The sequence below is a fragment of the Winogradskyella sp. 3972H.M.0a.05 genome, from assembly GCF_040493455.1.
Classification (GTDB): Bacteria; Bacteroidota; Bacteroidia; order Flavobacteriales; family Flavobacteriaceae; genus Microcosmobacter.
Genome location: NZ_JANFDA010000002.1, coordinates 127,554 through 149,963, shown reverse-complemented (window position 1 = coordinate 149,963; position 22,410 = coordinate 127,554). Strand labels below are relative to the sequence as shown.

21 protein-coding genes are annotated in these 22,410 nt (G+C 35.7%); 10 read left to right on the top strand and 11 right to left on the bottom strand.

All coding sequences use genetic code 11. From position 1 onward, the window contains the following. Window positions 1-33: 33 nt before the first annotated feature. Genes NCE97_RS04140 through NCE97_RS04120 form a run of 5 tightly spaced genes read right to left on the bottom strand, consistent with a single transcriptional unit; the run spans window position 34 to window position 4,057 of the window. The gene (locus NCE97_RS04140) at window positions 34-519 is read right to left on the bottom strand and encodes an acyl-CoA carboxylase biotin carboxyl carrier protein subunit (protein ID WP_353777626.1); all 486 of its coding nucleotides are present in this window, start codon (window positions 517-519) and stop codon (window positions 34-36) included. A gap of 38 nt (window positions 520-557) precedes the next feature. Beyond that, window positions 558-1,232 carry a PrsW family intramembrane metalloprotease gene (locus NCE97_RS04135; RefSeq protein ID WP_353778260.1) on the bottom strand — a complete coding sequence of 225 codons (675 nt, stop codon included), beginning with the start codon at window positions 1,230-1,232 and terminating at the stop codon, window positions 558-560. Window positions 1,233-1,243: 11 nt separating this feature from the next. Next, window positions 1,244-1,798: an NUDIX hydrolase gene (locus NCE97_RS04130; RefSeq protein WP_353777625.1), complete on the bottom strand. Its 555-nt coding sequence runs from the start codon at window positions 1,796-1,798 to the stop codon at window positions 1,244-1,246. Between the two features lie 4 nt (window positions 1,799-1,802). Further along, window positions 1,803-2,966, bottom strand: a complete 1,164-nt coding sequence (locus tag NCE97_RS04125; protein ID WP_353777624.1) for an aminotransferase class V-fold PLP-dependent enzyme — start codon at window positions 2,964-2,966, stop codon at window positions 1,803-1,805. Window positions 2,967-2,968: 2 nt separating this feature from the next. After that, window positions 2,969-4,057, bottom strand: a complete 1,089-nt coding sequence (locus NCE97_RS04120; RefSeq protein ID WP_353777623.1) for a M42 family metallopeptidase — start codon at window positions 4,055-4,057, stop codon at window positions 2,969-2,971. A gap of 147 nt (window positions 4,058-4,204) precedes the next feature. On the opposite strand from NCE97_RS04120, the gene NCE97_RS04115 reads away from it, so the two are divergent. Genes NCE97_RS04115 through NCE97_RS04105 form a run of 3 tightly spaced genes read left to right on the top strand, consistent with a single transcriptional unit; the run spans window position 4,205 to window position 6,008 of the window. Next, the gene (locus NCE97_RS04115) at window positions 4,205-4,897 is read left to right on the top strand and encodes a DUF4294 domain-containing protein (protein WP_353777622.1); all 693 of its coding nucleotides are present in this window, start codon (window positions 4,205-4,207) and stop codon (window positions 4,895-4,897) included. Continuing rightward, entirely contained in the window at window positions 4,881-5,507 is a 627-nt protein-coding gene (gene trhA, locus NCE97_RS04110; RefSeq protein ID WP_353777621.1) for a PAQR family membrane homeostasis protein TrhA, read from the top strand. Before NCE97_RS04115 ends, trhA begins: the two co-directional genes overlap by 17 nt. 9 nt (window positions 5,508-5,516) lie before the next feature. Further along, window positions 5,517-6,008 (top strand): GNAT family N-acetyltransferase, encoded by a 492-nt coding sequence (locus NCE97_RS04105; RefSeq protein ID WP_353777620.1) that lies wholly within the window; start codon window positions 5,517-5,519, stop codon window positions 6,006-6,008. Here NCE97_RS04105 and NCE97_RS04100 read toward each other — a convergent pair. The 3 genes from NCE97_RS04100 to msrB form a co-directional block, all read right to left on the bottom strand. Then, the gene (locus NCE97_RS04100) at window positions 5,998-6,426 is read right to left on the bottom strand and encodes a DUF4268 domain-containing protein (protein WP_353777619.1); all 429 of its coding nucleotides are present in this window, start codon (window positions 6,424-6,426) and stop codon (window positions 5,998-6,000) included. The two genes, NCE97_RS04105 and NCE97_RS04100, sit on opposite strands and share 11 nt — an antisense overlap. Window positions 6,427-6,448: 22 nt before the next feature. Then, window positions 6,449-7,003 (bottom strand): DUF1572 family protein, encoded by a 555-nt coding sequence (locus NCE97_RS04095; RefSeq protein WP_353777618.1) that lies wholly within the window; start codon window positions 7,001-7,003, stop codon window positions 6,449-6,451. A gap of 79 nt (window positions 7,004-7,082) precedes the next feature. Further along, a complete protein-coding gene (msrB, locus tag NCE97_RS04090; RefSeq protein WP_353777617.1) occupies window positions 7,083-7,568 on the bottom strand; it encodes a peptide-methionine (R)-S-oxide reductase MsrB in 486 nt (161 codons plus the stop codon). 250 nt (window positions 7,569-7,818) lie between these two features. On the opposite strand from msrB, the gene NCE97_RS04085 reads away from it, so the two are divergent. The 6 genes from NCE97_RS04085 to NCE97_RS04060 all read left to right on the top strand — a co-directional run bounded on the left by NCE97_RS04085 (window position 7,819) and on the right by NCE97_RS04060 (window position 18,137). After that, window positions 7,819-9,756 (top strand): alpha-1,4-glucan--maltose-1-phosphate maltosyltransferase, encoded by a 1,938-nt coding sequence (locus NCE97_RS04085; protein ID WP_353777616.1) that lies wholly within the window; start codon window positions 7,819-7,821, stop codon window positions 9,754-9,756. A 2-nt stretch (window positions 9,757-9,758) separates the two neighbouring features. After that, window positions 9,759-11,390, top strand: coding sequence for a trehalose synthase (locus NCE97_RS04080; protein WP_353777615.1), 1,632 nt, complete (start codon window positions 9,759-9,761; stop codon window positions 11,388-11,390). A 2-nt stretch (window positions 11,391-11,392) separates the two neighbouring features. Beyond that, on the top strand, window positions 11,393-13,303 hold the full coding sequence (glgB, locus tag NCE97_RS04075; RefSeq protein WP_353777614.1) for a 1,4-alpha-glucan branching protein GlgB: 1,911 nt from the start codon (window positions 11,393-11,395) through the stop codon (window positions 13,301-13,303). Window positions 13,304-13,426: 123 nt separating this feature from the next. Then, window positions 13,427-15,832 (top strand): glycoside hydrolase family 31 protein, encoded by a 2,406-nt coding sequence (locus NCE97_RS04070; RefSeq protein ID WP_353777613.1) that lies wholly within the window; start codon window positions 13,427-13,429, stop codon window positions 15,830-15,832. 115 nt (window positions 15,833-15,947) lie between these two features. Next, window positions 15,948-16,772 (top strand): M48 family metallopeptidase, encoded by an 825-nt coding sequence (locus tag NCE97_RS04065; protein WP_353777612.1) that lies wholly within the window; start codon window positions 15,948-15,950, stop codon window positions 16,770-16,772. 63 nt (window positions 16,773-16,835) lie between these two features. Continuing rightward, entirely contained in the window at window positions 16,836-18,137 is a 1,302-nt protein-coding gene (locus NCE97_RS04060; protein ID WP_353777611.1) for an MFS transporter, read from the top strand. A gap of 80 nt (window positions 18,138-18,217) precedes the next feature. Here NCE97_RS04060 and NCE97_RS04055 read toward each other — a convergent pair whose 3' ends face one another. The 3 genes from NCE97_RS04055 to porX all read right to left on the bottom strand — a co-directional run bounded on the left by NCE97_RS04055 (window position 18,218) and on the right by porX (window position 21,127). Beyond that, the gene (locus NCE97_RS04055) at window positions 18,218-18,772 is read right to left on the bottom strand and encodes a hypothetical protein (RefSeq protein ID WP_353777610.1); all 555 of its coding nucleotides are present in this window, start codon (window positions 18,770-18,772) and stop codon (window positions 18,218-18,220) included. Between the two features lie 238 nt (window positions 18,773-19,010). Then, window positions 19,011-19,466: a tRNA (adenosine(37)-N6)-threonylcarbamoyltransferase complex ATPase subunit type 1 TsaE gene (tsaE, locus tag NCE97_RS04050; RefSeq protein ID WP_353777609.1), complete on the bottom strand. Its 456-nt coding sequence runs from the start codon at window positions 19,464-19,466 to the stop codon at window positions 19,011-19,013. Window positions 19,467-19,573: 107 nt separating this feature from the next. Further along, window positions 19,574-21,127, bottom strand: a complete 1,554-nt coding sequence (porX, locus tag NCE97_RS04045) for a T9SS response regulator signal transducer PorX (protein WP_353777608.1) — start codon at window positions 21,125-21,127, stop codon at window positions 19,574-19,576. Between the two features lie 35 nt (window positions 21,128-21,162). Between porX and NCE97_RS04040 the strand changes: the two genes are divergently transcribed. Further along, window positions 21,163-22,392: an HD domain-containing protein gene (locus tag NCE97_RS04040; protein ID WP_353778259.1), complete on the top strand. Its 1,230-nt coding sequence runs from the start codon at window positions 21,163-21,165 to the stop codon at window positions 22,390-22,392. Window positions 22,393-22,410: the final 18 nt, after the last annotated feature.

Genomic DNA, 22,410 nt, shown 5'->3' with positions numbered 1-22,410 from the left:
TTATTGCACTTCGACTCCGCTCAGTGCTCACAATTATTCAAATTCAATTAATAGTTGATTCTTTTCTACAGTTTCTGTCTTGGATACTGAAATGCTTTTAATGACGCCATCTCTAGGTGAGGTGATTACGTTTTCCATTTTCATGGCTTCGAGGATTACTAAATTGTCACCCTCATTGACTTCTTGCGCTTCTTTCACTACAATATCCAAAATCAATCCAGGCATTGGTGCTTTTACGGAGTTTACTTTTTTGGAACTTCCAACCGCAAAACCCATTTTAGCAATGAGCTGATCCAACTCATCTTCGATAGTGACCTTGTAATCGCTACCATTGACAACGACTGTGTAAGTTTTTGAATTAAGATTGGTTTCAACAACTTTAGTTTCAAAGGATTTATTATCCTTTAATACATGTGCAGAATCACTTTGATGCTTTGAAATATCTAGATGATTTATGTCTTCTTCTGAAAGTTGAAACGTGTGAGATTGGTTAACTTTTACGTTGAATTTATGATCCATTCAATTTAATTTTAAATGGTTTTAAAGATAGGTATTTTTTATTCTTTAAAGTGTGAACTATTTTGATGTCTTTTGATGGCTTTTCTTGCTAGAACCAGACCGATTCCTAGTGAAACAAATGCACCTATCCAGATTCCAGGAATGAACTCAATGAATAAGAAAAAGTCGTAGGCACCATGAAATAAAGCTGCGAGTAAAAGCCCTGTAAGGTTTAGTCTTATTCTATTCTTAGAGAATTTGGCTTTTCCCATAAAGTATCCCATTAGTATCGCAAAAGTTGCATGTGCAGGAACCGCAGTAAATGCCCTGATTAAAGCAGTATGCACACCACCTTGAAGCACATAGATAATGTTCTCAGTAGCTGCAAACCCCATGGACACCATAACGGCGTATATGATACCGTCATAAGGTTCATTGAACTCTTTATTGGGTTGCGCATAATAGCGCACCATGATATATTTGCTAAATTCTTCAGTAAGGCCGACAACAAAGAAGGCTTTTATGAATTGCTGAATAATACTCTGTTTATCATTAAGAGGCAAAAACTGGTCTATTACTACGTAAATAATAGTAGTCACTACAATGCTGACTATAGCACCTAATAAAAAGTTTTTGAACAGAAACGAGCCAGGCTCTTTTTCATATTTATCCCTCGTATAAACATATACGATGATGACAAAAACTGGAGCAATAGCCAGAAGCAATAAATTTATAGTAGATAGACTCACGCGCTTAATTGTAATTTAATTTGTTCTAAAACGAACTCGTAGTAGGCTCTATTAGTCGCTACAAAATGACCATTGGTTTCACTTCCTTCTAAGAGTTCTTCAAAAGAAGGGAAAGAAACAAGCTTTATAGCTTCTACTTCTTCTGTGTTAAATTTCAAATCTTGTATCTCGACTTTTAATTCTGAAAGATATGTGTTGTGAAACTCATAATCTTTAAAGCCACTATCATAGTCCTGAAAACACTCAAACACACCAATCTTTTTTAAATCAGTTTCTTGAATTATTAAGCCTATTTCTTCTTGTGTTTCTCGTATTGCAGCTTCTTCTATGGTTTCTCCAGCATCTACATGACCCGCTACAGAAACATCCCAAAGCAACGGACATATCAATTTTGAGGCTGAACGTTGTGCTAAAAGCACTTCATTAGTTTTGGTATAAAACCAAATATGCGCTGTATTGTGATATAACCCTTGAGCATGCACTTCAGACTTAGAAGCTACTTGTGCAGTAGGTTTTTGGTCTTTGGTAACGATATCAATGAGTTCTACCATGAGACTAGCTTTTTATAGTTGAAGCTATACAATCGTAAAGCTTATCAAAATCTTCCTCGGTATTAAATAAATGACAGGATAGTCGTATGTACTGCCCTCTGAATGAAATATAGATATTTTGTGCTTTCAGCATTTCTTTTAAAGCATCTATATCGATTGTTTCAGGAAGTTTTACACCAAATAAGTGATGTGTGCGATTCGCATCATCTTCAATATGACATCCTAGAGCTTTCAACTTAGATACAATCTTCTTTGTAATGCTTTTACAATAGTCTTGTATCGTTTCTGGCTGCCAAGCTAGTACACTTTTTAGTGCAGCTATTTGCATTCTTACATAGATAAAGCTACCACCTTCGCCAGCTGCATATCTGCTTGCTAGAGGTTTGTATTGAGATTCATAGGATGTCAATCCAGTAAAGTCTTCACTATTCAAGCGATTGCACCAATTTTCTTCGATAGGTGTGCCATTGTCAAAATATGGTCCAAAGTAAGCATATGCACAACCGTAAGGTCCAAATAACCACTTATAACCTGCACTCACCAAGGCATCTGGTTCAATATCTTTTACGGAAAACGGATATGCACCAATAGATTGACTACCATCAATAACCAAAAGTGAATTATGTGTTCTGGTTTTTTCTCTTATGGCTTTTAGATTGAATAACGAGCCATTGGACCAATGGATATTTCCCATGGTGACCAAGGCCGTTTTATCTGAAATTGCGTTTAGAATATCTTCATTCCATTTCGCTACATTATTTGCAGTGTCTTTAGGTTGAGCTATAGTTTTTAACGTGGCGTTATATGTTTTTGCCAATCGTTCCCAGATGTAATAATTACTTGGGAATTGCTCTTCAATAAGGATAATTTCATCACCTTCTTTAAGCGTGATATTATTAGCTATACTGGCCATGCCATAAGACACGGAAGGAATATTGGCTATTCTATTGTACTCATCAACATCAATAAGTTGTGCGAATAATTTCCGAAGCTCAATTACAGGGTCAAAGTAATCCGAGATAGTTATCGTGTAGGGAAGACTCTTCTGTCGAATCCCTTCCAATCCAGCTTCTGTCACCGTTTTGAAAGAAGGGGATTGGCTAGCAATATTTAGATATATAACATCATCTGGAAGATCGAAAAGATGTTTTTGATGCTGAACAGTCATTATCAATCAAAATAACTAAATGTTTCGCCGTCCTTAATCTTTAAGAGAGATTCGTAAATCAATCTGATTACATTTTCTACATCGTCTCTATGAACCATTTCTACTGTAGTGTGCATATAGCGAAGCGGTAATGAAATTAACGCAGAAGCTACACCACCATTACTGTATGCAAAGGCATCTGTATCTGTTCCTGTTGCTCTGGATAATGCAGCGCGCTGGAAAGGAATTTTCTTCTCTTCCGCTGTATCCGTAATAAGATCTCTTAATCTTTGTTGTACAGCAGGAGCATAAGCTACAACAGGACCTTTGCCAATCTCCGCATGACCTTGTTTTTTCATGTCGATCATCGGTGTTGTAGTATCGTGAGTAACGTCAGTAACTATGGCTACGTTTGGCTGGATGGTTTCAGTAATCATTTCTGCACCTCTTAGACCAATCTCTTCTTGTACAGAATTGGTAATGTAAAGTCCAAAAGGTAACTTCTTTTTATTCTCGTGTAGTAGACGCGCAACTTCAGCTATCATAAAGCCACCCATCCTATTATCTAAAGCTCTACAAACAAATTTGTTTTTGTTTAGAATATGAAACTCATCAGGATACGTAATTACGCATCCAACATGGACACCCATTTTTTCGACTTCAGCTTTATCTTTTGCGCCTATATCGATACAGATATTGTCTGGCTTTGGAGGCTCTTCTTTAACTCTACTTCTTGTATGAATTGCTGGCCAGCCAAATACACCTTTAACAATGCCTTTTTTGGTATGAATATTTACAACTTTACTCGGTGCAATTTGATGATCGCTTCCTCCATTTCTAACAACATATATCAAGCCTTTATCCGATATGTAATTTACATACCACGAGATTTCATCGGCATGTCCTTCAATCACGACCTTATACTTAGCTTCTGGGTTAATGACACCAACAGCTGTACCGTAAGTATCTGTGATGAATTCATCCACATAAGGTTTCAGGTAATCCATCCACAATTTTTGCCCTTCCCACTCATAACCGGTTGGAGCAGCATTATTTAAATATTTAGTAAGAAAATCTATTGATTTTTTATTGAGAATGCTCTTTTTTGCCATACTTATAATTTTGGTCTAAAATAACAATATTAATAGGATTTTAAGGTTTAAGAATAGCTAAATTCTTAATTTTACTCCATCAATTTCTATTTTTTTAAATAGGTTTGATGTAGCATTTGGAATGGTTTTAGCGTCTATATAATAATGATGAAACAAATTATAAGTCTTATTCTGTTACTACCTTGGTTAGGAATGGCTCAAATAGAGCCGATTCCTCAGGATTCTACTGAGGTAGAATACTATATTATTGAAGGCGATTCTATACCAAAAACTGTTATTGATCTCGATGAAGTTATCGTTTTACATAAACTAAAATTCGATACTAAAGACGATCGTATTAGATATCTTATTTTGAAACGCAAAACCATTAAGGTTTACCCATATGCTAAATTAGCTGCTGAGCGTTTACTCGCTTTGAACGAACGATTAGAAAAGCTGGATTCTAAGCGAAAAAAGAAACGTTATGCGAAGATGATTCAGAAGTATATCGAAAATGAATTTTCTGCGGAACTCAAAAAGCTTACACGTACTGAAGGTCAGATATTAATTAAGCTGATTCATAGACAAACAGGTAAAACAGCATTCAAGCTTATTAAAGAGCTTAGGAGTGGATGGCGCGCATTCTGGTTTCAGAATACAGCAAAACTCTTTGATATATCTCTGAAGGAAGAGTTTAAGCCCATAGATGTCAAAGAAGATTTCTTAATCGAGGATATCTTGGAGCGCGCATTCCAGAATGGACGACTAGATCGCCAAAAACCAGCTTTTGAAATAGACTTCTACGATCTTACTGATAAATGGCTAAACGACAAAACTACCAAAAATGCGAGCACAGACTAAGCTAGAAGAACAGCTCAATGCATGGAGTCATGGTATTGGTGCTGCACTAGGAATTGCTGGTTTGGTATTGCTTATTGTGTTTAGTAATAGTGATACACCTTACAGTCTTTTTAGTGTTATCGTTTACGGTATTTCTATCATTGTTTTGTTTTTGGCATCAACATTTTATCATGCTGTGACTGGACCAAGGCGCAAGCACTATTTCAGAATTATAGATCACATTAGTATATATCTTCTCATTGCAGGAACGTATACACCAGTGTTATTGATAATGTTGCCTGATAGTAAGGGTTGGATGCTCTTTTGGACTGTATGGCTTATTGCTGCATTTGGAATAATACTAAAAATATTCTTTACAGGTAAATTCGAATTGTTCTCTACGTTGCTCTATTTGGTCATGGGATGGCTTATTGTGTTTGATTTTTCTACATTAGTAGAGCGTTTAGATCCTACTGGCTTGGTGTTTTTAATTGTAGGCGGTTTGGCTTACACAGTAGGGATAGTCTTTTATGCCATTGAGAAGATCCCATACAACCATGTGATTTGGCATTTATTTGTTTTGGCAGGTGCTATTTTCCATTTTTTTATGATCTTTAACTACGTAATTTAATACGGTGTTATGCAAATAGAGCGTGTTACAACCAGTTCTCAAATTTTTGAAGTTGAACGTTTAGGAAAAGTAATATGGGAACTTCATTACACACCCATAATCGGTGAAGCTCAGGTCGCTTATATGCTAGAAAAGTTCCAGTCCAAAAATGCTATAGAAAACCAGATTGAAGAAGGATATGAGTACTATCTTATTAATGATGATACCTCAGTTGGCTATCTAAGTATTCAGAAACGAGACGAAGCACTTTTTCTAAGTAAGTTCTATGTGCTCGCTAGCGAAAGAGGTAAAGGATACGGAAAATTTGCTTTAGAGTTCATCAATAATAGAGCTTTAGAATTAGAGTGCGACGCTATCGAGTTAACCGTGAACAAGTACAATTCTAAAACAATAGGTGCTTACCATAAAATGGGTTTTGAAACCGTAGAAGATGTGATTTTTGATATAGGAAGCGGTTATATTATGGATGATTATAGAATGAGGAAATCACTCAACCTTTAATCACATCTTTATACTCTTCAAAAAAGGCTTCAAACAAGCTCATAGTTTCATTAAAGAACTCCATAACATCTCTCCAAGAATTCTTATTATGGATAGATACTTTGGCTTCCAAAGGCACATAAATACGTGAAATTTCCTTTCCGTTATCTAGAAAATATTCTTCTTCGTAAAAAGCTTCAGGTAAAAAATCTGTAGTGAGGATAGATTTTAACGCTACTAATTTCTCCCAAGAGTTGATTCGGTTTTCCAAATCATCCTCAAGATCTAGAGCTACTAAAGCTTTCTTAGTGTCAAAATAGAATTTGAAGGATAAGCCTTTTATTTTGGTATTATATAGAATCCACTTTCTTGGAAATGACTTTCCAAAACTTGTCCAAAATTCTTCTCGTAATAATCGGCTTTCCTCTTTACTAAACACGCTTCAAAAATAGAAAAGAAAATTAAAGGTCGTCTGTAAAATGTGTTCTTCTTTTATCTTTTGAAAACTTATCAGAATTGTAAGTGGTAGATTGTCCTTTGGCAATAGATAGTGTTTGCCAAGACCTGCCTTTTATGAGTTTACCAACGAAAACAATTTGCCCAATGTGATAAGCATAATGCATCATCTGTCTATTTACAGCTTCGGTTACGGTGTGACCATGGTTTCGTATGTAAATGATGCGACCCAAATCGTTTTCGTTTAAAGGTTTTATAGCATCAAAGAGACAATTCCAGCCTTTATTCCAATAGTTAATTAAATCCTCTCTATAGTTGAAGGAGTCTATAAACTCGTCATCTCTGTTGCGCCATTCTTTTTCACCATCTTCAGTTAAGAAGTTTGTCCAGCGACTCAGCATATTTCCAGCAATATGCTTTACAATAATAGCTATGCTATTAGAATCCTCATTTTGCTGCCAATGCAATTGCTCATCGGTGAGTTGCGCGATAGTTTTATCGCCTAGGGATTTGTAATATTCGAATTGTTTTATAACGCTTGGTAAGTATGAATATTCCATATCATAAAACTAAAACAAAAGAGCATAAAAAATAGGAACCAATGATTCCTATTTCTTATAGTTATATTTAAGGAGTATATCAGTCTTCGGCAGGTACAAACTTTAATGCAACACCATTAATACAATGACGTTTTCCGGTAGTATCTCTTGGTCCATCATTGAATACATGACCTAAATGACCACCACAAGTAGCGCAATGCTCTTCAGTTCTCGCATAACCAATTTTATAGTCCGTGTCATATTCTACGTTACCTTTAATCTCTCTGTCAAAACTTGGCCAACCTGTACCAGAATCGAACTTATGTTCACTTTTGAATAAAGGCGTATCACAACCAGCACAAACATAGGTGCCTTTTTTGTAGTTTTTGTTTAAAGGGCTAGAGAAAGGACGTTCTGTTCCTGCTTTCCTAAGCACATCATAAGCAGCATAACTCAATTGCGCTTTCCATTCTGCATCTGTTTTGGTAACAGGATATACTTTCTGCTCTTTTTCTTGTTTCTTCTGCGCAGATGAATTGCAACTGAAACACAAGGCTAAAATGCTTATTAAAAATATCTTTTTCATCTTAAAATTCAATTACTTTAAATCTAGTCGAAACTAATATTTCTAAATTACAATATTTGAAATTAAAATTTCATGCTAATCAATCTTCAAAAAGATGAGATTATTAGAAAAAGTGACCAAAAAAGCTATCTCCAAAAGGTAAAAATCAAGAACTTATCAACACTCAAACGATGTAGTTTTCATATCTGATTGGTATTCAAATTTCGCAGCCCATATTTTGTTAATTTTACTTCATAAAATTAGCTAACTAATGCAAAATCAGAGAAGAATCGTCATCGATTTCGTGTCGCCACAGATTAATAATGGTGAGTTTTTTATAAAGCGAGTTGTAGGTGAAATCATAAATATAAATGCACATGTCCTTGTAGATGGTCATGATGTTATTGCAGCTTCGGTATTATATAAACATGAAAATGAACGTACTTGGAAAGAGATGCGTATGCAACATTTGGGCAATGATGAATGGCAAGCATCTTTTGTTGTTGAGAAACAAGGTTTTTATACTTATAAAGTAGAAGGATGGGTAGACTATGCGCTCAATTGGCAGCATGGTATTGAGCGTAAAATTGACGATAATCAACATGTTGTTTCTGAACTACTTGAAGGTATAGAGTATTTAAAACCACTCTTAAAGAATGCTAACAAGACAGAAATAGATTATTTGCAAAACTGTATTGATGCTTTTGGAGATGAATCTAGATATGACGAAGCCATCTTTGAAGCAAAGAACAGTAAGCTAAAAGAAATATTTACTAAGTATCCTGAAAAGCACTTATCAAATAGCACTCAAGACTTTCAAGTTTATGTCGATAGATTAAAGGCTAGATTTAGTACTTGGTATGAATTCTTTCCTCGCTCATCTTCAGAAATAGAAGGACAACACGGAACCTTTAAAGATTGCCACAGACTATTGCCACGTATAGCAGAAATGGGTTTTGATACACTATATTTTCCACCAGTACATCCTATTGGGGAAGTCAATAGAAAAGGAAAAAACAATACTACAGAAGCTTTTGAAGGTGATGTAGGTTCTGCTTGGGGAATAGGTTCTAAGGAAGGCGGACACAAAGACATTCATCCACAACTTGGTAGCGAAAAAGATTTTAAAGAATTAGTTGAGGCAGCAAAAGAACTTGGTATAGAAATCGCCATGGACTATGCGTTACAAGCTGCTCCTGATCATCCTTGGGTAACGGAACATCCAGATTGGTTCAAATGGCGACCAGATGGTACCGTGCAATATGCTGAGAACCCTCCAAAGAAGTATCAGGATATTCTTCCGATTTATTGGGAAAGTAAAGACTATAAAAATTTATGGAAGGAGTGCTTAGACATTTTAATGCATTGGATTGATTGCGGGATTAAAGTCTTCAGGGTTGATAATCCCCATACCAAGCCATACTATTTTTGGAATTGGATCATTTCAGAAGTAAAGAAAAAACATCCGGACATTATCTTTTTGGCAGAAGCATTTACTAAGCCAAAAGTTATGCAGCAGCTTGCCAAACAAGGCTATACACAGTCCTATACGTATTTTACATGGAGAAACTCTAAGCACGAATTAATCGAGTATATGACTGAGCTCACGCAAACCGATCAGCGCGAATACATGAGACCAAATTTTTGGCCAAATACTCCAGATATAAACCCGTATCACCTGCAAGGTGCCAATGAAGCCAAATATTTAGAACGTTATGTGCTTGCGGCAACGTTGAGTTCCAATATTGGTATTTATGGACCAGTGTTTGAGCAGATGATTAGTGATGCGATTCCAGGGAAAGAGGAATATTACATGTCTGAGAAGTTTCAACTATGTCATTACGATTGGTTCAAGGAAAATAAGATTACTACGATTATCTCAAGAATCAATAAGATAAGACATGAACATGAAGCCTTACAGCAAACCAACAATATCAAGTTTTGCCATATAGAGAATGATAATCTTATAGCTTTTTATAAGTGGAATCAAGATCGAAGCAACGAGGTTTTAGTTATAGTTAGTCTAGATTCTTATTATCCACAACAAGGCACTGTACAGCTACCTTTACATGATTTAGGTATTGCTCATGGACACAAAGTAGAAGTCCACGACCTTATTACAGGAAGTAGCTATAATTGGTACGATGAGTGGAATTTTGTGGAGCTGCATCCAGCTTTACCGTTCCATATTTTCAAAATAAATAAATAGCCATGTCTAGCAAAGCCAATAAAACATCACTAAAGCAAATACCATTCAATTTTGACACTGAATGGGAAGCTCTACTAGATAACGAGGAGTTCGTTAAGGTGTTTTTATCAGATGTTTTGGAAGATTACATTATTCAGCAGCGTTGGTATGGAGGTAAGTCTAGTAAACTCAAGTATATTGAGCTTGCGGAATATTTCAGGATACAGCGAGATGGAGAAGTGTACTATGGACTCATTCTAGAAGTCAATTTCGTAGAAGCGTTTTACCAGCATTATTTCTTACCAATTGCATTTGTATCTGATCCCAATTTTGCAAAAAAAGATAGAATCCTTCCTATAAGTATCAAAGGACAAGAAGGCTTCATAATAGATGCCATTAATTTAGAAGCTTTCAGAAAGTTGGTTTTCGATCGTATTTCTACAGCTATGCTAGTAGACAGAACCAAGGTTCAGTACCACAAAAGCGAATTGCTTGGAGATGCTTCATATGAATCTTCTAGGTTTATGGGATTAGAACAAAGTAATACTTCGATTGTCTATAATGAAAAGTATGTACTCAAGTTCTTTAGAAGAATTTACAGCAACAAGAATCCAGATTATGAAATGAGTCGCTTTTTGTCAGAGAAGAAGCAGTTCAAAAATACACCAGCATACTTAGGTAGTATTAACATTGTAGATTCCGATAGCAGATACATTACAATTGCATTGATGCAAGAGATGATTGATAATGAAGGCGATGCATGGGATTATATGTTGAAAGAATTGCACAAAGTGTTTTTAAACCTAAGTGCTAAGAAAATAAAGATTAAATCACTTCCAGATACAAACCTATATAGTAGACTACAAATAAGTGATGTTCCACCACAACTAATAGATTGGGTAGGGTTAAATGTTTTTCTGAAGATTCAGCAACTTGCAAAACGAACAGCAGAAATGCACACAGCGCTAGGATCAGAATTCGAAGAAACTGCTTTTGAGCCAACAAGATTTAATGACGATTATACAGTTTGGTTGAAGAATAGGCTCTTGCATCAATTTCAGAATAGGCTCAATGCTATTGAAAACAATCTTCATAAGCTTGATGGCTTGGCATTAGATTTAGCCAAAGAATTTTTGGAGAAGAAAAATGCAATACGAAAACATTTTGTAAACTTTGATTGGACCAAGCTAAAAGGAGAGCGTATCCGTGTACATGGTGATTATCATTTAGGACAGATTTTAGTTCAGAATGATGACTTTTTTATACTAGATTTTGAAGGTGAACCCGAAAGCACCATTAGAGATAGAAAAGTGAAACAGCCACCATTAAAAGACGTAGCAGGTTTGTTCAGGAGTTTTCATTATGCGATCTATGCTACTATCTTCAACAATAGCGAATCCTATCCGCAAGCTCAAGAAGATCTTTTTGAAGCAGGAGAGTTGTTGTACAAGTACTTTATAGGGGTGTTCATGGGCGTTTACGTTGAAGAGATTAAAACGGCCAATCTCAATATTGGTTACAGGCAAGAGCGCATTTTCATACTACAATATTCAATGCTAGAAAAAGCAGTTTACGAGTTGGGCTATGAACTCAATTCACGTCCACGCTGGGCAGTTATTCCGTTAAAGGGAATCTCAAATATTATTAATGGTTAATTATGGCAAAAGTTATTCCGCATAGCTTATTCACAGATTTCGATATAGACTTATTCAAAGGAGGAAAGCATTATAAACTATACGAAAAGTTCGGATCTCATATACTCACTGTAGATGGTGTAGAAGGTACCTACTTCGCTGTTTGGGCACCAAGTGCAAAAGCAGTTTCAGTTATTGGAGATTTCAATTATTGGATTGAAGGAGAACACCCATTGAATGTACGCTGGGACGAAAGTGGAATTTGGGAAGGATTTATCCCAAATGTTGGTAAAGGCAGTATATATAAATACAAGATTCAAAGTCATCATAATGATATAAAGACTGAAAAAGCAGATCCATATGCTAGACGTTGTGAGCATCCACCAAAGACAGCATCCATTGTATGGGACTCCAATCACAATTGGAAAGACTCTAAATGGATGACTTCACGAAAAAAGCATAATGCTATCGATGCACCATTTTCAGTTTACGAAGTGCATTTAGGTTCTTGGAAAAAGCATGTCGAAGAAGGGCGCTTCCTATCTTACGAAGAAATGGCAGATGAATTGGTGAACTATGTGAAGGATATGAACTTTACACATGTGGAGTTTATGCCAGTCATGGAATACCCTTATGATCCAAGTTGGGGCTATCAATTGACAGGATATTTTGCACCAACTTCACGTTTTGGTTATCCTGAAGAATTTAAACTCTTAGTAGATGCCTTTCATCAAAATGGTATTGGCGTTATTTTGGATTGGGTCCCATCACACTTTCCAGAAGATGCGCATGGACTAGGTTTCTTTGATGGGTCTCATTTATATGAACACCCTGATAAGCGTAAAGGATACCATCCAGACTGGAAGAGCCTTATATTCAATTATGGAAGAAACGAAGTGAAGTCTTTCCTTATTAGCAATGCTATTTTTTGGCTCGATCAATACCATGTAGACGGTCTGCGTGTAGATGCTGTAGCATCGATGTTGTTTTTAGATTATTCACGAGATGATGGTGAATGGGAACCAAATCAATTTGGAGGTAGAGAAAACCTGGAAGCTATAGCATTTATGAAAGAGATGAATGAAGCAGTTTATAGTAATTTCCCCGATGTACAGACCATAGCAGAAGAATCGACATCATTCCCAATGGTTTCCAAACCAACTTACTTAGGAGGATTGGGCTTTGGTATGAAATGGATGATGGGCTGGATGCACGATACACTTCAATATTTTGCAAAAGAACCAATCTACAGAAAGCACCACCAAAACGATCTTACGTTTAGTATGACGTATGCGTTTACCGAAAACTTCATGCTACCATTAAGCCATGATGAGGTGGTCTATGGAAAGCATTCAATTCTAGGAAGAATGCCTGGAGATGAATGGCAAGGCTTTGCTAATCTTAGATTGTTATATAGCTATATGTTCACACACCCAGGAACTAATTTGTTATTCCAAGGCGCAGAATTTGGTCAGAGTGAAGAATGGGATTTTCAAAATAGTTTAGATTGGCATTTGCTAGAGTACGATGTTCATAAAGGCGTTCAAGCTTTGATTAGAGACTTGAACAAATTATATAAAACAGAACCAGCACTATATGAAAAGCAATTCTCGGCAGATGGTTTTGAATGGATTGACTACAATGATGCTGAAAATTCTGTGTTGGTGTACATACGAAAAGGGAAGAAACCAGAAGAAGATATCATTGTGGCTTGTAATATGACACCAATACCGAGAGATAATTATAGAATTGGTTTACCACAAGAAGGAAAATTGAAAGAAGTTTTCAATAGTGATCTCAAAAAATATGCAGGCACTGGTGACTACAAAAACAAATCAATTTCTATAGAAAACTTGGAATGGCAGTTTAGAAATTTTTCAGCAGAAATAATAATTCCACCATTAGGAATGGTGGCTTTTAAATACACAAAATAAGACTTATTAGACTTAATTTAAAAAGATATAATAAACTACAACGTTTGAGTTAATAAAAGCAGTGATACAGCCTTTTATAAGTGATAAGTTTTCTTTTCTTTTACATACTTTAAAGACCGATTAATGATTGTAAATACTGAGTTAGAGCATAAGGGAAACATGTTCCCTTCAAGGATAGTAGATTTCAAAAAAGATGTAGACACATTATATTTTTATACGGATAATGATGTCATTTTGCAATTAAGGGTTATCAGAGATAGTGTACTGCGATTTCGATATACAACAACAGGAACTTTTGGGAATGATTTTTCCTATGCAATTACCAAATATGCAAGTACAGGATATAATCATTTAGACATTAAAGAAGAGGATGACAAGTACATTGTTGAGACATCTAAATTGATTTGCCATATTTCTAAAGAGAACCTTCGCGTAGCCTTATATGATGCTAAGGATAATGTACTTATCAATAAGGATGAAATAGGATTCCACTGGGAAGAAAGCTATGAACATGGAGGCAACATCGTAAAGATGAGCAAAGCTTCTAATGACGGAGAAAGCTATTATGGACTGGGAGACAAGCCAAACCATTTAAGCCTGAAAGGCAAGCGTTATCAAAACTGGGTTACAGATTCCTATGCTTACGGAAAGGATACCGATCCTATCTACAAGGCTATCCCTTTCTATACAGGATTGCATCATAAGAAAGCCTACGGAATTTTCTTTGATAATACGTTCAGAAGTTTTTTTGATTTTGCTCAAGAAAGACGTAACGTAACTAGCTTTTGGGCTATGGGAGGAGAGATGAACTACTACTTTTTCTATGGGCCAAAAATGACAGATGTTGTAGAAAGTTATACAGACCTCACAGGAAAGCCACATCAATTGCCACCTCTATGGGCTTTGGGTTACCATCAATGTAAGTGGAGTTATTATCCAGAAAGCAAAGTCAAAGAAGTAACATCGACATTTAGAAAACTAAAAATACCATGTGATGCCATCTATCTAGATATTGATTATATGGATGGATTTCGCTGTTTTACATGGGATAATAATCATTTCCCAGACCCAAAGCGTATGGTCAAAGAACTAGCTGATGATGGGTTTAAGACTGTAGCTATCATTGACCCTGGAATTAAAATAGACAAAGACTATTCTGTGTTCAAAGAAGCCTTAGAAAAAGATTATTTCTGTAAACGAGCAGATGGTCCCTATATGAAAGGAAAAGTTTGGCCAGGAGAATGTTATTTCCCCGATTTTACAAATCCGGAAGTGAGAGACTGGTGGTCTGGATTATTCAAAGAATTAATTGAGGATATAGGCATTAAAGGAGTTTGGAACGACATGAATGAACCTGCAGTTATGGAAGTGCCAAACAAAACCTTTCCAGATGATGTAAGACATAACTATGACGGCAACCATTGCAGCCATAGAAAAGCACATAACGTTTACGGAATGCAAATGGCGAGAGCTACATATCAAGGTTTGAAAAAATTTGCTTATCCAAAACGCCCTTTTGTTATTACAAGAGCAGCATACTCTGGCACTCAACGTTATACGTCTTCATGGACAGGAGATAATGTCGCAAATTGGGAACATCTTTGGATAGCCAATATTCAAGCGCAGCGAATGTCAATGTCCGGATTTGGGTTTGTTGGGAGTGACATAGGCGGATTTGCAGAACAACCACAAGGAGAATTGTTTACGCGTTGGATTCAATTAGGAATATTTCATCCGTTTTGTAGAGTGCATTCTTCAGGAGATCATGGAGATCAAGAACCTTGGGCTTTCGATGAAGATGTTACAGATTATGTACGCAAGTTTATTGAGTTACGATACCAATTATTACCATATCTATATACAGCATTCTGGAACTATGTAGACCATGGCACACCATTGTTGAAGTCTTTAGTACTGTATGATCAAGATGATGTGCATACGCACTATAGAACAGACGAATTTGTATTTGGTGAGCAGATTCTGGTTTGTCCAATTCTAGAGCCCAATGCAAAAGGAAGACGTATGTATGTGCCTAGAGGCAATTGGTATAATTATTGGGACGATAAGTTGGTCAAAGGAGGAAAAGAGATGTGGGTTGATGCAGATATAGATAGTATGCCAATCTTTGTGAAAGAAGGTGCAATTATCCCTAAATATCCTGTGCAACAGTATGTAGGCGAAAAAGAAATAGACGAAGTTACCTTAGAAGTATATTACAAGAAAGGGAAGGAGAAGTCACAATTGTTTGACGATGCACATGATGGTTATGATTATACCAAAGGACGTTATAGCCTGAGGACCTTCAAACTGACAGGAAAGGAGAATGAGTTAATCATACAGCAGCATAAAGAGGGTAAGTACATGACTTCTTATGAAACCTTCAAACTAAACATTCATGGCTTGCCATTCGATATCAAAGAAATTCAATTGGATAATGAGATAATTCCTTTAAAACATGTCAAAATGAATGGTACTCATGCAATGGTAATTGATAAGAATTTTGGAGAATTGCATATTATAGGAAAATAATTTTTCTCATTGAAAAGTGACTTATAAATCGTTCCTGTGTCATAAAAGATAGGAACGATTTTTGTATTTTTATAGTTCAATTAACACTCTAAGATTAACATCAAATACTTTTTCAATGAAGTTCAAAAATAATATAGTAGCTATTTTCACGGTTGTGCTGTTTTTTTCATGTGCAACCAATCCTTTTACAGGAAAGAAAACCTTAGCATTTGTACCTAATTCTACACTTTTTCCGACGGCTTTTTCTCAATATAGTCAGTTTTTGAGCGAAAATAAAGTCGTTACAGGTACTAAAGATGCAGATATGATAAAACGTGTTGGGCAACGTATAGCCGTCGCTGCTGAACGTTGGTTAAATGCCAATGGACAACAAGGTTATTTAAAGGATTACAAGTGGGAGTATAACCTTGTGGATGACAAAACTGTAAATGCTTGGTGTATGCCAGGAGGGAAGATTGTATTCTACACTGGGATTTTACCAATAGCACAAAATGAAACAGGAGTAGCAGCAATTATGGGACACGAGGTTGCGCATGCATTAGCAAATCATGGTCAGCAAAGAATGAGTGCTGCTTATATCCAAGCTGGAATTGGAATTGCAGGAAATGTGCTTATCAAAGATGATCAGACCAGAAATATCTTTAACCAATCTTATGGTATTGGTTCAAATGTTGGCTTTATGTTACCTTTTAGTAGAAGCCATGAAACAGAATCAGATCGTATAGGTTTGAGGTTAATGGCTCTAGCAGGTTATAACCCTGACGAAGCTGCAGAACTATGGAAGCGTATGAAAGCCAACAGTGGAGGACAAGCGCCACCTCAATTTTTGAGTACGCACCCATCTAATGATACGCGTATAGCGAATTTAACCAAATGGGCTCCTGAGGCAAAGGCAGAAGCACGCAAATTTGGAGTTACAGATTTCAGACCAATAAATTAACTTTCAGTTTAAAATAAAAGTTTTACTTTAGAAGCTGTTCAACCAACGAACAGCTTTTTATTTATGGCAACATTTGAAAAAGGAAGTAAAAAACTTCTAAACGCTTGGGCGTTTTACGATTGGGCTAACTCAGTGTATACACTAACTATAGCATCGTCTATTTTCCCAATATTTTATTCAGCATTATTTTTATCAGAGATCAAGACAATTGAAGCCTTTGGCTTCGAATTTAAGAGTACTGCATTGATAACATTTGTCACTGCATTTACCTTTTTGGTCGTTGCATTTTTGTCTCCACTGCTTTCTGGTATTGCAGATTATGTGGGGAATAAGAAGAGCTTCATGAAGTTTTTCTGCTATGTAGGAGGATTGGGTTGTATCGGTTTGTATTGGTTTAGTCTGGATAGAATCCATTTAAGTCTATTGTTCTATTTTATGGGACTCATAGGCTATTGGGGAAGTTTGGTGTTCTATAATTCATATTTACCAGATATTGCTTATGAAGAACAACAAGATAGTATCAGTGCCAAAGGATTTTCTTTAGGATATATAGGAAGTGTTCTTTTATTGATTATAAACCTCGTTATGGTGATGAGTCAAGATGAAGGAGCAGCAAAGATGGATATGATGCGCTATTCATTTATTACTGTTGGATTGTGGTGGATACTATTCAGTCAATATACATTTTATGTATTGCCAAAAGGCGCTTCAAAAGGTCATAAAGTGACTAAAGATGTCATATTCAATGGTTTTAAAGAATTGAAACAAGTTTGGCAGCAGCTCAAGCAAAATCTGAGGTTAAAGCGTTATTTAGCTGCCTTTTTTGTGTTTAGTATGGCAGTACAAACCATAATGCTGGTAGCGGTTTATTTTGGAGAAGAGGAAATAGCATGGGCAGATGCAGATGAAAAAACCATGGGATTGATTATAAGCATTCTTGTAATCCAAATCGTGGCTATTTTGGGAGCAGTATTAACTTCTAGAGCCTCTGCTAAGTTTGGAAACATAAGAACATTGATAGCAGTAAATGCCATTTGGATGTTATTATGTTTTGCCGCCTATTTTGTGGTCACACCTGTACATTTCTACATTACGGCTGGATTTGTTGGCTTAGTAATGGGAGGTGTGCAAGCCTTAGCGCGTTCTACATATTCCAAGTTTTTGCCAGAAACGGAGGATACTACCTCATACTTTAGTTTTTATGATGTTGCTGAAAAGATAGGTATTGTCATAGGAATGGTGATCTATGGTTCTATAGACCAAGTAACAGGAAGCATGCGCAATGCTATTGTGTTCTTGTTTATATTCTTCTTGGTAGGTATTATATTATTGTTTAGAGTACCAAGATTAGGAAAACTGAATTAAGATTGAAGAATAATATAAAAGAGAAGCGCCAAACTCAAGTTTGGCGCTTCTTTTAGTTTTTGATTATAATATATCTATATTTAGAAATACTGCTTAAACTTACCTATAAGTCCTTTAGGCTTAAGCATAAATTCTTCCTCTAACTCTTCTAAAGATTTATTAGCAGTATTAAGTTTATTAAACATTCTAGCTCTTATTAAATAAATTGAAGGAATAACTATAGCCATAACAGGTATAAGGTGTATTAATTCAAATCTATCTATATGAGTAATATTTTCATTGAATATTCCAATAGTCTGGTAGATATACATCGCAATAGGAACCAATAGGACGTGATACCACCAGTGACGGCAGGTAAAGAACCATATCAAAATAAAAAAGAAAGGAATTATCTTGTTGGTAAATACCCAAATAGCAAAGTTAGCATCATCCCAGCTTTTACTATCATAGGTGAAGAGCCAATTTTCCCAAACTCTTGTTTCAGGAACATGCTGATATAAATAAAATAAATAGGGAGTAATAGCTATAAATGTAGCTATGATACTCCCTAATATCAAAGATTTTTTGTTACTATTATCCGTTGGAATGTTTAATAGTTTTACTCTTCTTTTTGATTTGAGTTGTTGATTGCTCATTTAAGTCTATAATGTTTGTCGCCTGTACAGTGAACAACATACCACCGAAAATCGCAATTGCTAGGATTAATCTTTTAGCTTTCATTTCTAAGGGATTTAATTAATTAACACTTCAAAGTTAGTTTTGAGGCTAATTTATTTCTGTTAAATAAATGTTAAAACCCAGTAATGACGGGGGCTAAGCGTTACGGTTTTTCCGTAGTATTTAGCAATAACGTGGTGGCAAATTGCCAAAAATTTATGTTAAATTTTCGTTGTACATAGGCGAATTTGGGGTTATACGTTCGTTTATATCTAATTTCAGGCGTCTTTCGCCTGTTTTTTCAGTATAAAAAGTAAGAATATTCGTAGCATCAAGGTCAATTTCACCTAAACGGTCTGGCCACTCTATCATTTTCCAGCTATTTGTAGCCAAATAATCTTCGATGCCTATTTGGTATAATTCGTCTGTTGACTCTATACGATAAAGGTCGAAATGATAAATAGAATCTTCTTGCGTTTGATACTCATTTACTATTGAGAACGTCGGGCTGCTTACAGTGTCTTCACTGCCTAAAGCCTTAACCAAGGCTTTAATAAAGGTTGTTTTACCAGATCCCATTTCACCATTAAACAACAGTGTTTTGGAGGTAATCGCCTCTAGAACAGTCTTTGCAGCGCTGTCTATATCTTGTAGTATGTAGGTCAATTCCATGATTATAGGACTTGTCTCAATAAAAGAAACAAGCAATTATAGGAATTATTTTTGAAAAAACCTAGGAAAAAGTGTATTTCATCGGATTTTTTTGCATTACATAGATTCTATTTCGGATCTAATACCACAAACGGGATGATCATTTCTTCTAAAGAAATACCACCATGTTGGTAAGTATTTCTGTAATAGCTTACGTAATGGTTAAAGTTATTTGGATATGCCAAGAACAAATCACCTTTTGCAAAGATGAAAGAGCTATTCATACTCATAGATGGTAAGTGAATCGCTTTCGGATCTTTTGCAGCTAATACATCTTTATCTTGATACGTTAGGCTACGACCAGTTTTGTAACGCAGGTTCAAGCTTGTGTCTCTATCACCAATAACTTTAGAAGGTGCTTTAACATTGATAGTGCCATGATCAGTAGTCAATATCAGTTTAAAGCCCATTTGCTGTGCTTGCTGAATCATCTCTAATAAAGGAGAGTTCTTAAACCAACTTAGCGTCAGAGATCGATATGCTTTATCATTAGAAGCTAACTCCTTAATAACCTCCATTTCGGTTTTAGAGTGTGATAGCATATCTACAAAGTTGTACACTACGACAGATAAATCATTATTCTTTAGTGATTTAAAGTTGTCTACCAGTTTTTTACCAGATCTAAGGTTGGTAATTTTATGATACTCATGTTTCAGGTGATTCAACCCTAAACGTTTTAATTGTGCTTCTAAGAATTCAGCTTCATATTGGTTTTTACCACCTTCATCTGTATCATTCTTCCAGTACTTTGGATATAGTTTCTCCATATCACTAGGCATTAAACCAGAGAATATTGCATTCCTTGCATATTGTGTTGCAGTAGGCAGGATACTATAAAAAGGAACTTCAGAACTCTTCTTATAATAATTATTGACTACTGGTTCAAAAGCACGCCATTGATCATAACGAAGATTATCAATCACTACGAGAAGGGTAGGTTGGTCGCTACTCAATTCAGGAACTACCTTATCCTTAAAGAGTGTATGAGACATTATCGGCGCATCATTGGTATGATCGAACCAGGATTTGTATTCCTTTTCAATAAACTTTCCAAACTGAAGATTAGCTTCGGTTTTTTGAGATTCTAAAATCTCAGTCATACCTACATCTTCAATATCTTCAAGTTGTAGTTCCCAATAAATAAGCTTTTGATACAGATCTGCCCATTCTTCATAAGAGTTTACCATAGACAAGTCCATCGCAATCTTTCTAAATTCTTGCTGATAGTTAGAAGTTGTCTTTTCGGATACCAGACGTGAATGATCAAGATTCTTTTTCAAACTCAATAAAATCTGATTAGGGTTTACAGGCTTTATCAAGTAATCCGCAATCTTACTACCAATAGCTTCTTCCATAATATACTCCTCCTCACTCTTGGTAATCATCACTACAGGAAGGTTAGCGCGCTTTTCCTTGATTTCATTGAGCGTCTCTAAGCCAGTAAGGCCAGGCATATTTTCGTCCAAAAACACAATATCAAAGTTAGAATCATCGATAGCTTCCAACGCTTCAGTACCACTTTGGCAAGTCGTAACGGTGTACTGTTTTTGTTCAAGAAAAAGAATATGAGGTTTTAGTAGGTCTATTTCATCATCGACCCAGAGTATATTTATAGGGTTCATGTATATTTGTTTAAAATTTTAATGTGAATTCAAGTTTGAGAACGAAAAACAAACTTAAAATATTTAACGACCCAATTTACGGTTTTATTACAATTCCTAATGCCTTAATTTTCGATCTTATTGAACATCGTTATTTTCAGCGATTAAGGCGTATTACACAAATGGGTCTTTCATATTTGGTATACCCAGGAGCGCATCATACAAGATTTCATCATGCATTGGGATGTATGCATCTCATGCAAAAGGCTGTAAACGTCCTTAGATTTAAAGGTGTAGATATTTCGGATGATGAAGAAAATGGATTGTATGTTGCAATTCTTTTGCACGATATTGGCCATGGTCCCTTTTCACATGCTATGGAACATAGTCTAGTAAACGATGTACCTCATGAATCAATCTCATTATTGTTCATGGAAGCTCTAAACGAAGAGTTCAATGGTCAATTGTCTTTAGCTATTGAAATTTTTAAAGGCGAATACCATAGAGCATTCATGAACCAATTAATCTCTGGCCAAATCGATATGGATCGCGCAGATTATTTGAAACGCGATAGTTTCTATACTGGAGTAGCTGAAGGTAATATTAATAGCGAACGCCTCATTACAATGCTTAATGTAATGGACGACCAATTAGTAATTGAAGAGAAAGGCATTTATAGTGCTGAAAAGTTTTTGGTGGCGAGACGTTTGATGTATTGGCAGGTTTATCTACACAAAACAGGATTGGTAGCCGAAGAGCTGTTAATGCGTGTATTGAAGCGTGCTAAAGAACTAGTTGAATCTGGTGTTGAATTGGAAGGCTCTGAAGCATTACAGTTTTTCTTAAAGAATGATATCTCGCTAGAAAACTTTGATAGAGAAGTCATTAATATATTTTCGAAGTTAGATGATTACGATATCGTATCTGCTATGAAGGTATGGCAATATCATGAAGATTTTGTGTTGCGTAACCTTTCGGATATGATTATTAATAGAGATTTATTGAAAATCAAACTAAAGAACAAACCAATAAAAGCCAAGCATCTTTTTGAGCATACAAGCAACCTGATTGAAAAATATAATATCACAAAAGAAGAAGCAGAATATTTTGTCTTTTTGGGCGAAATATCCAATCAAGCATATCAAGCCAAAAAGCAGGGCATTAACATCTTACACAAAACCGGTAAAATAGAAGATATCGTTAAGGCTTCTGACCAATTGAACCTTAAAGCTTTATCAAAGCCAGTAACCAAATATTATATATGCTATCCTAAGAATAAAATGTAATACATTTTTTCTATTTTT

Excerpts from the sequence above, each read along its gene's own strand:
- NCE97_RS04140 (WP_353777626.1), bottom strand. The coding sequence starts at position 519 with ATGGATCATAAATTCAACGTAAAAGTTAACCAATCTCACACGTTTCAA.
- NCE97_RS04130 (WP_353777625.1), bottom strand. The coding sequence starts at position 1,798 with ATGGTAGAACTCATTGATATCGTTACCAAAGACCAAAAACCTACTGCA.
- NCE97_RS04125 (WP_353777624.1), bottom strand. The coding sequence starts at position 2,966 with ATGACTGTTCAGCATCAAAAACATCTTTTCGATCTTCCAGATGATGTT.
- NCE97_RS04120 (WP_353777623.1), bottom strand. The coding sequence starts at position 4,057 with ATGGCAAAAAAGAGCATTCTCAATAAAAAATCAATAGATTTTCTTACT.
- NCE97_RS04115 (WP_353777622.1), top strand. The coding sequence starts at position 4,205 with ATGAAACAAATTATAAGTCTTATTCTGTTACTACCTTGGTTAGGAATG.
- trhA (WP_353777621.1), top strand. The coding sequence starts at position 4,881 with ATGCGAGCACAGACTAAGCTAGAAGAACAGCTCAATGCATGGAGTCAT.
- NCE97_RS04105 (WP_353777620.1), top strand. The coding sequence starts at position 5,517 with ATGCAAATAGAGCGTGTTACAACCAGTTCTCAAATTTTTGAAGTTGAA.
- NCE97_RS04095 (WP_353777618.1), bottom strand. The coding sequence starts at position 7,003 with ATGGAATATTCATACTTACCAAGCGTTATAAAACAATTCGAATATTAC.
- msrB (WP_353777617.1), bottom strand. The coding sequence starts at position 7,568 with ATGAAAAAGATATTTTTAATAAGCATTTTAGCCTTGTGTTTCAGTTGC.
- NCE97_RS04085 (WP_353777616.1), top strand. The coding sequence starts at position 7,819 with ATGCAAAATCAGAGAAGAATCGTCATCGATTTCGTGTCGCCACAGATT.
- NCE97_RS04080 (WP_353777615.1), top strand. The coding sequence starts at position 9,759 with ATGTCTAGCAAAGCCAATAAAACATCACTAAAGCAAATACCATTCAAT.
- glgB (WP_353777614.1), top strand. The coding sequence starts at position 11,393 with ATGGCAAAAGTTATTCCGCATAGCTTATTCACAGATTTCGATATAGAC.
- NCE97_RS04070 (WP_353777613.1), top strand. The coding sequence starts at position 13,427 with ATGATTGTAAATACTGAGTTAGAGCATAAGGGAAACATGTTCCCTTCA.
- NCE97_RS04065 (WP_353777612.1), top strand. The coding sequence starts at position 15,948 with ATGAAGTTCAAAAATAATATAGTAGCTATTTTCACGGTTGTGCTGTTT.
- NCE97_RS04060 (WP_353777611.1), top strand. The coding sequence starts at position 16,836 with ATGGCAACATTTGAAAAAGGAAGTAAAAAACTTCTAAACGCTTGGGCG.
- NCE97_RS04055 (WP_353777610.1), bottom strand. The coding sequence starts at position 18,772 with ATGAGCAATCAACAACTCAAATCAAAAAGAAGAGTAAAACTATTAAAC.
- tsaE (WP_353777609.1), bottom strand. The coding sequence starts at position 19,466 with ATGGAATTGACCTACATACTACAAGATATAGACAGCGCTGCAAAGACT.
- porX (WP_353777608.1), bottom strand. The coding sequence starts at position 21,127 with ATGAACCCTATAAATATACTCTGGGTCGATGATGAAATAGACCTACTA.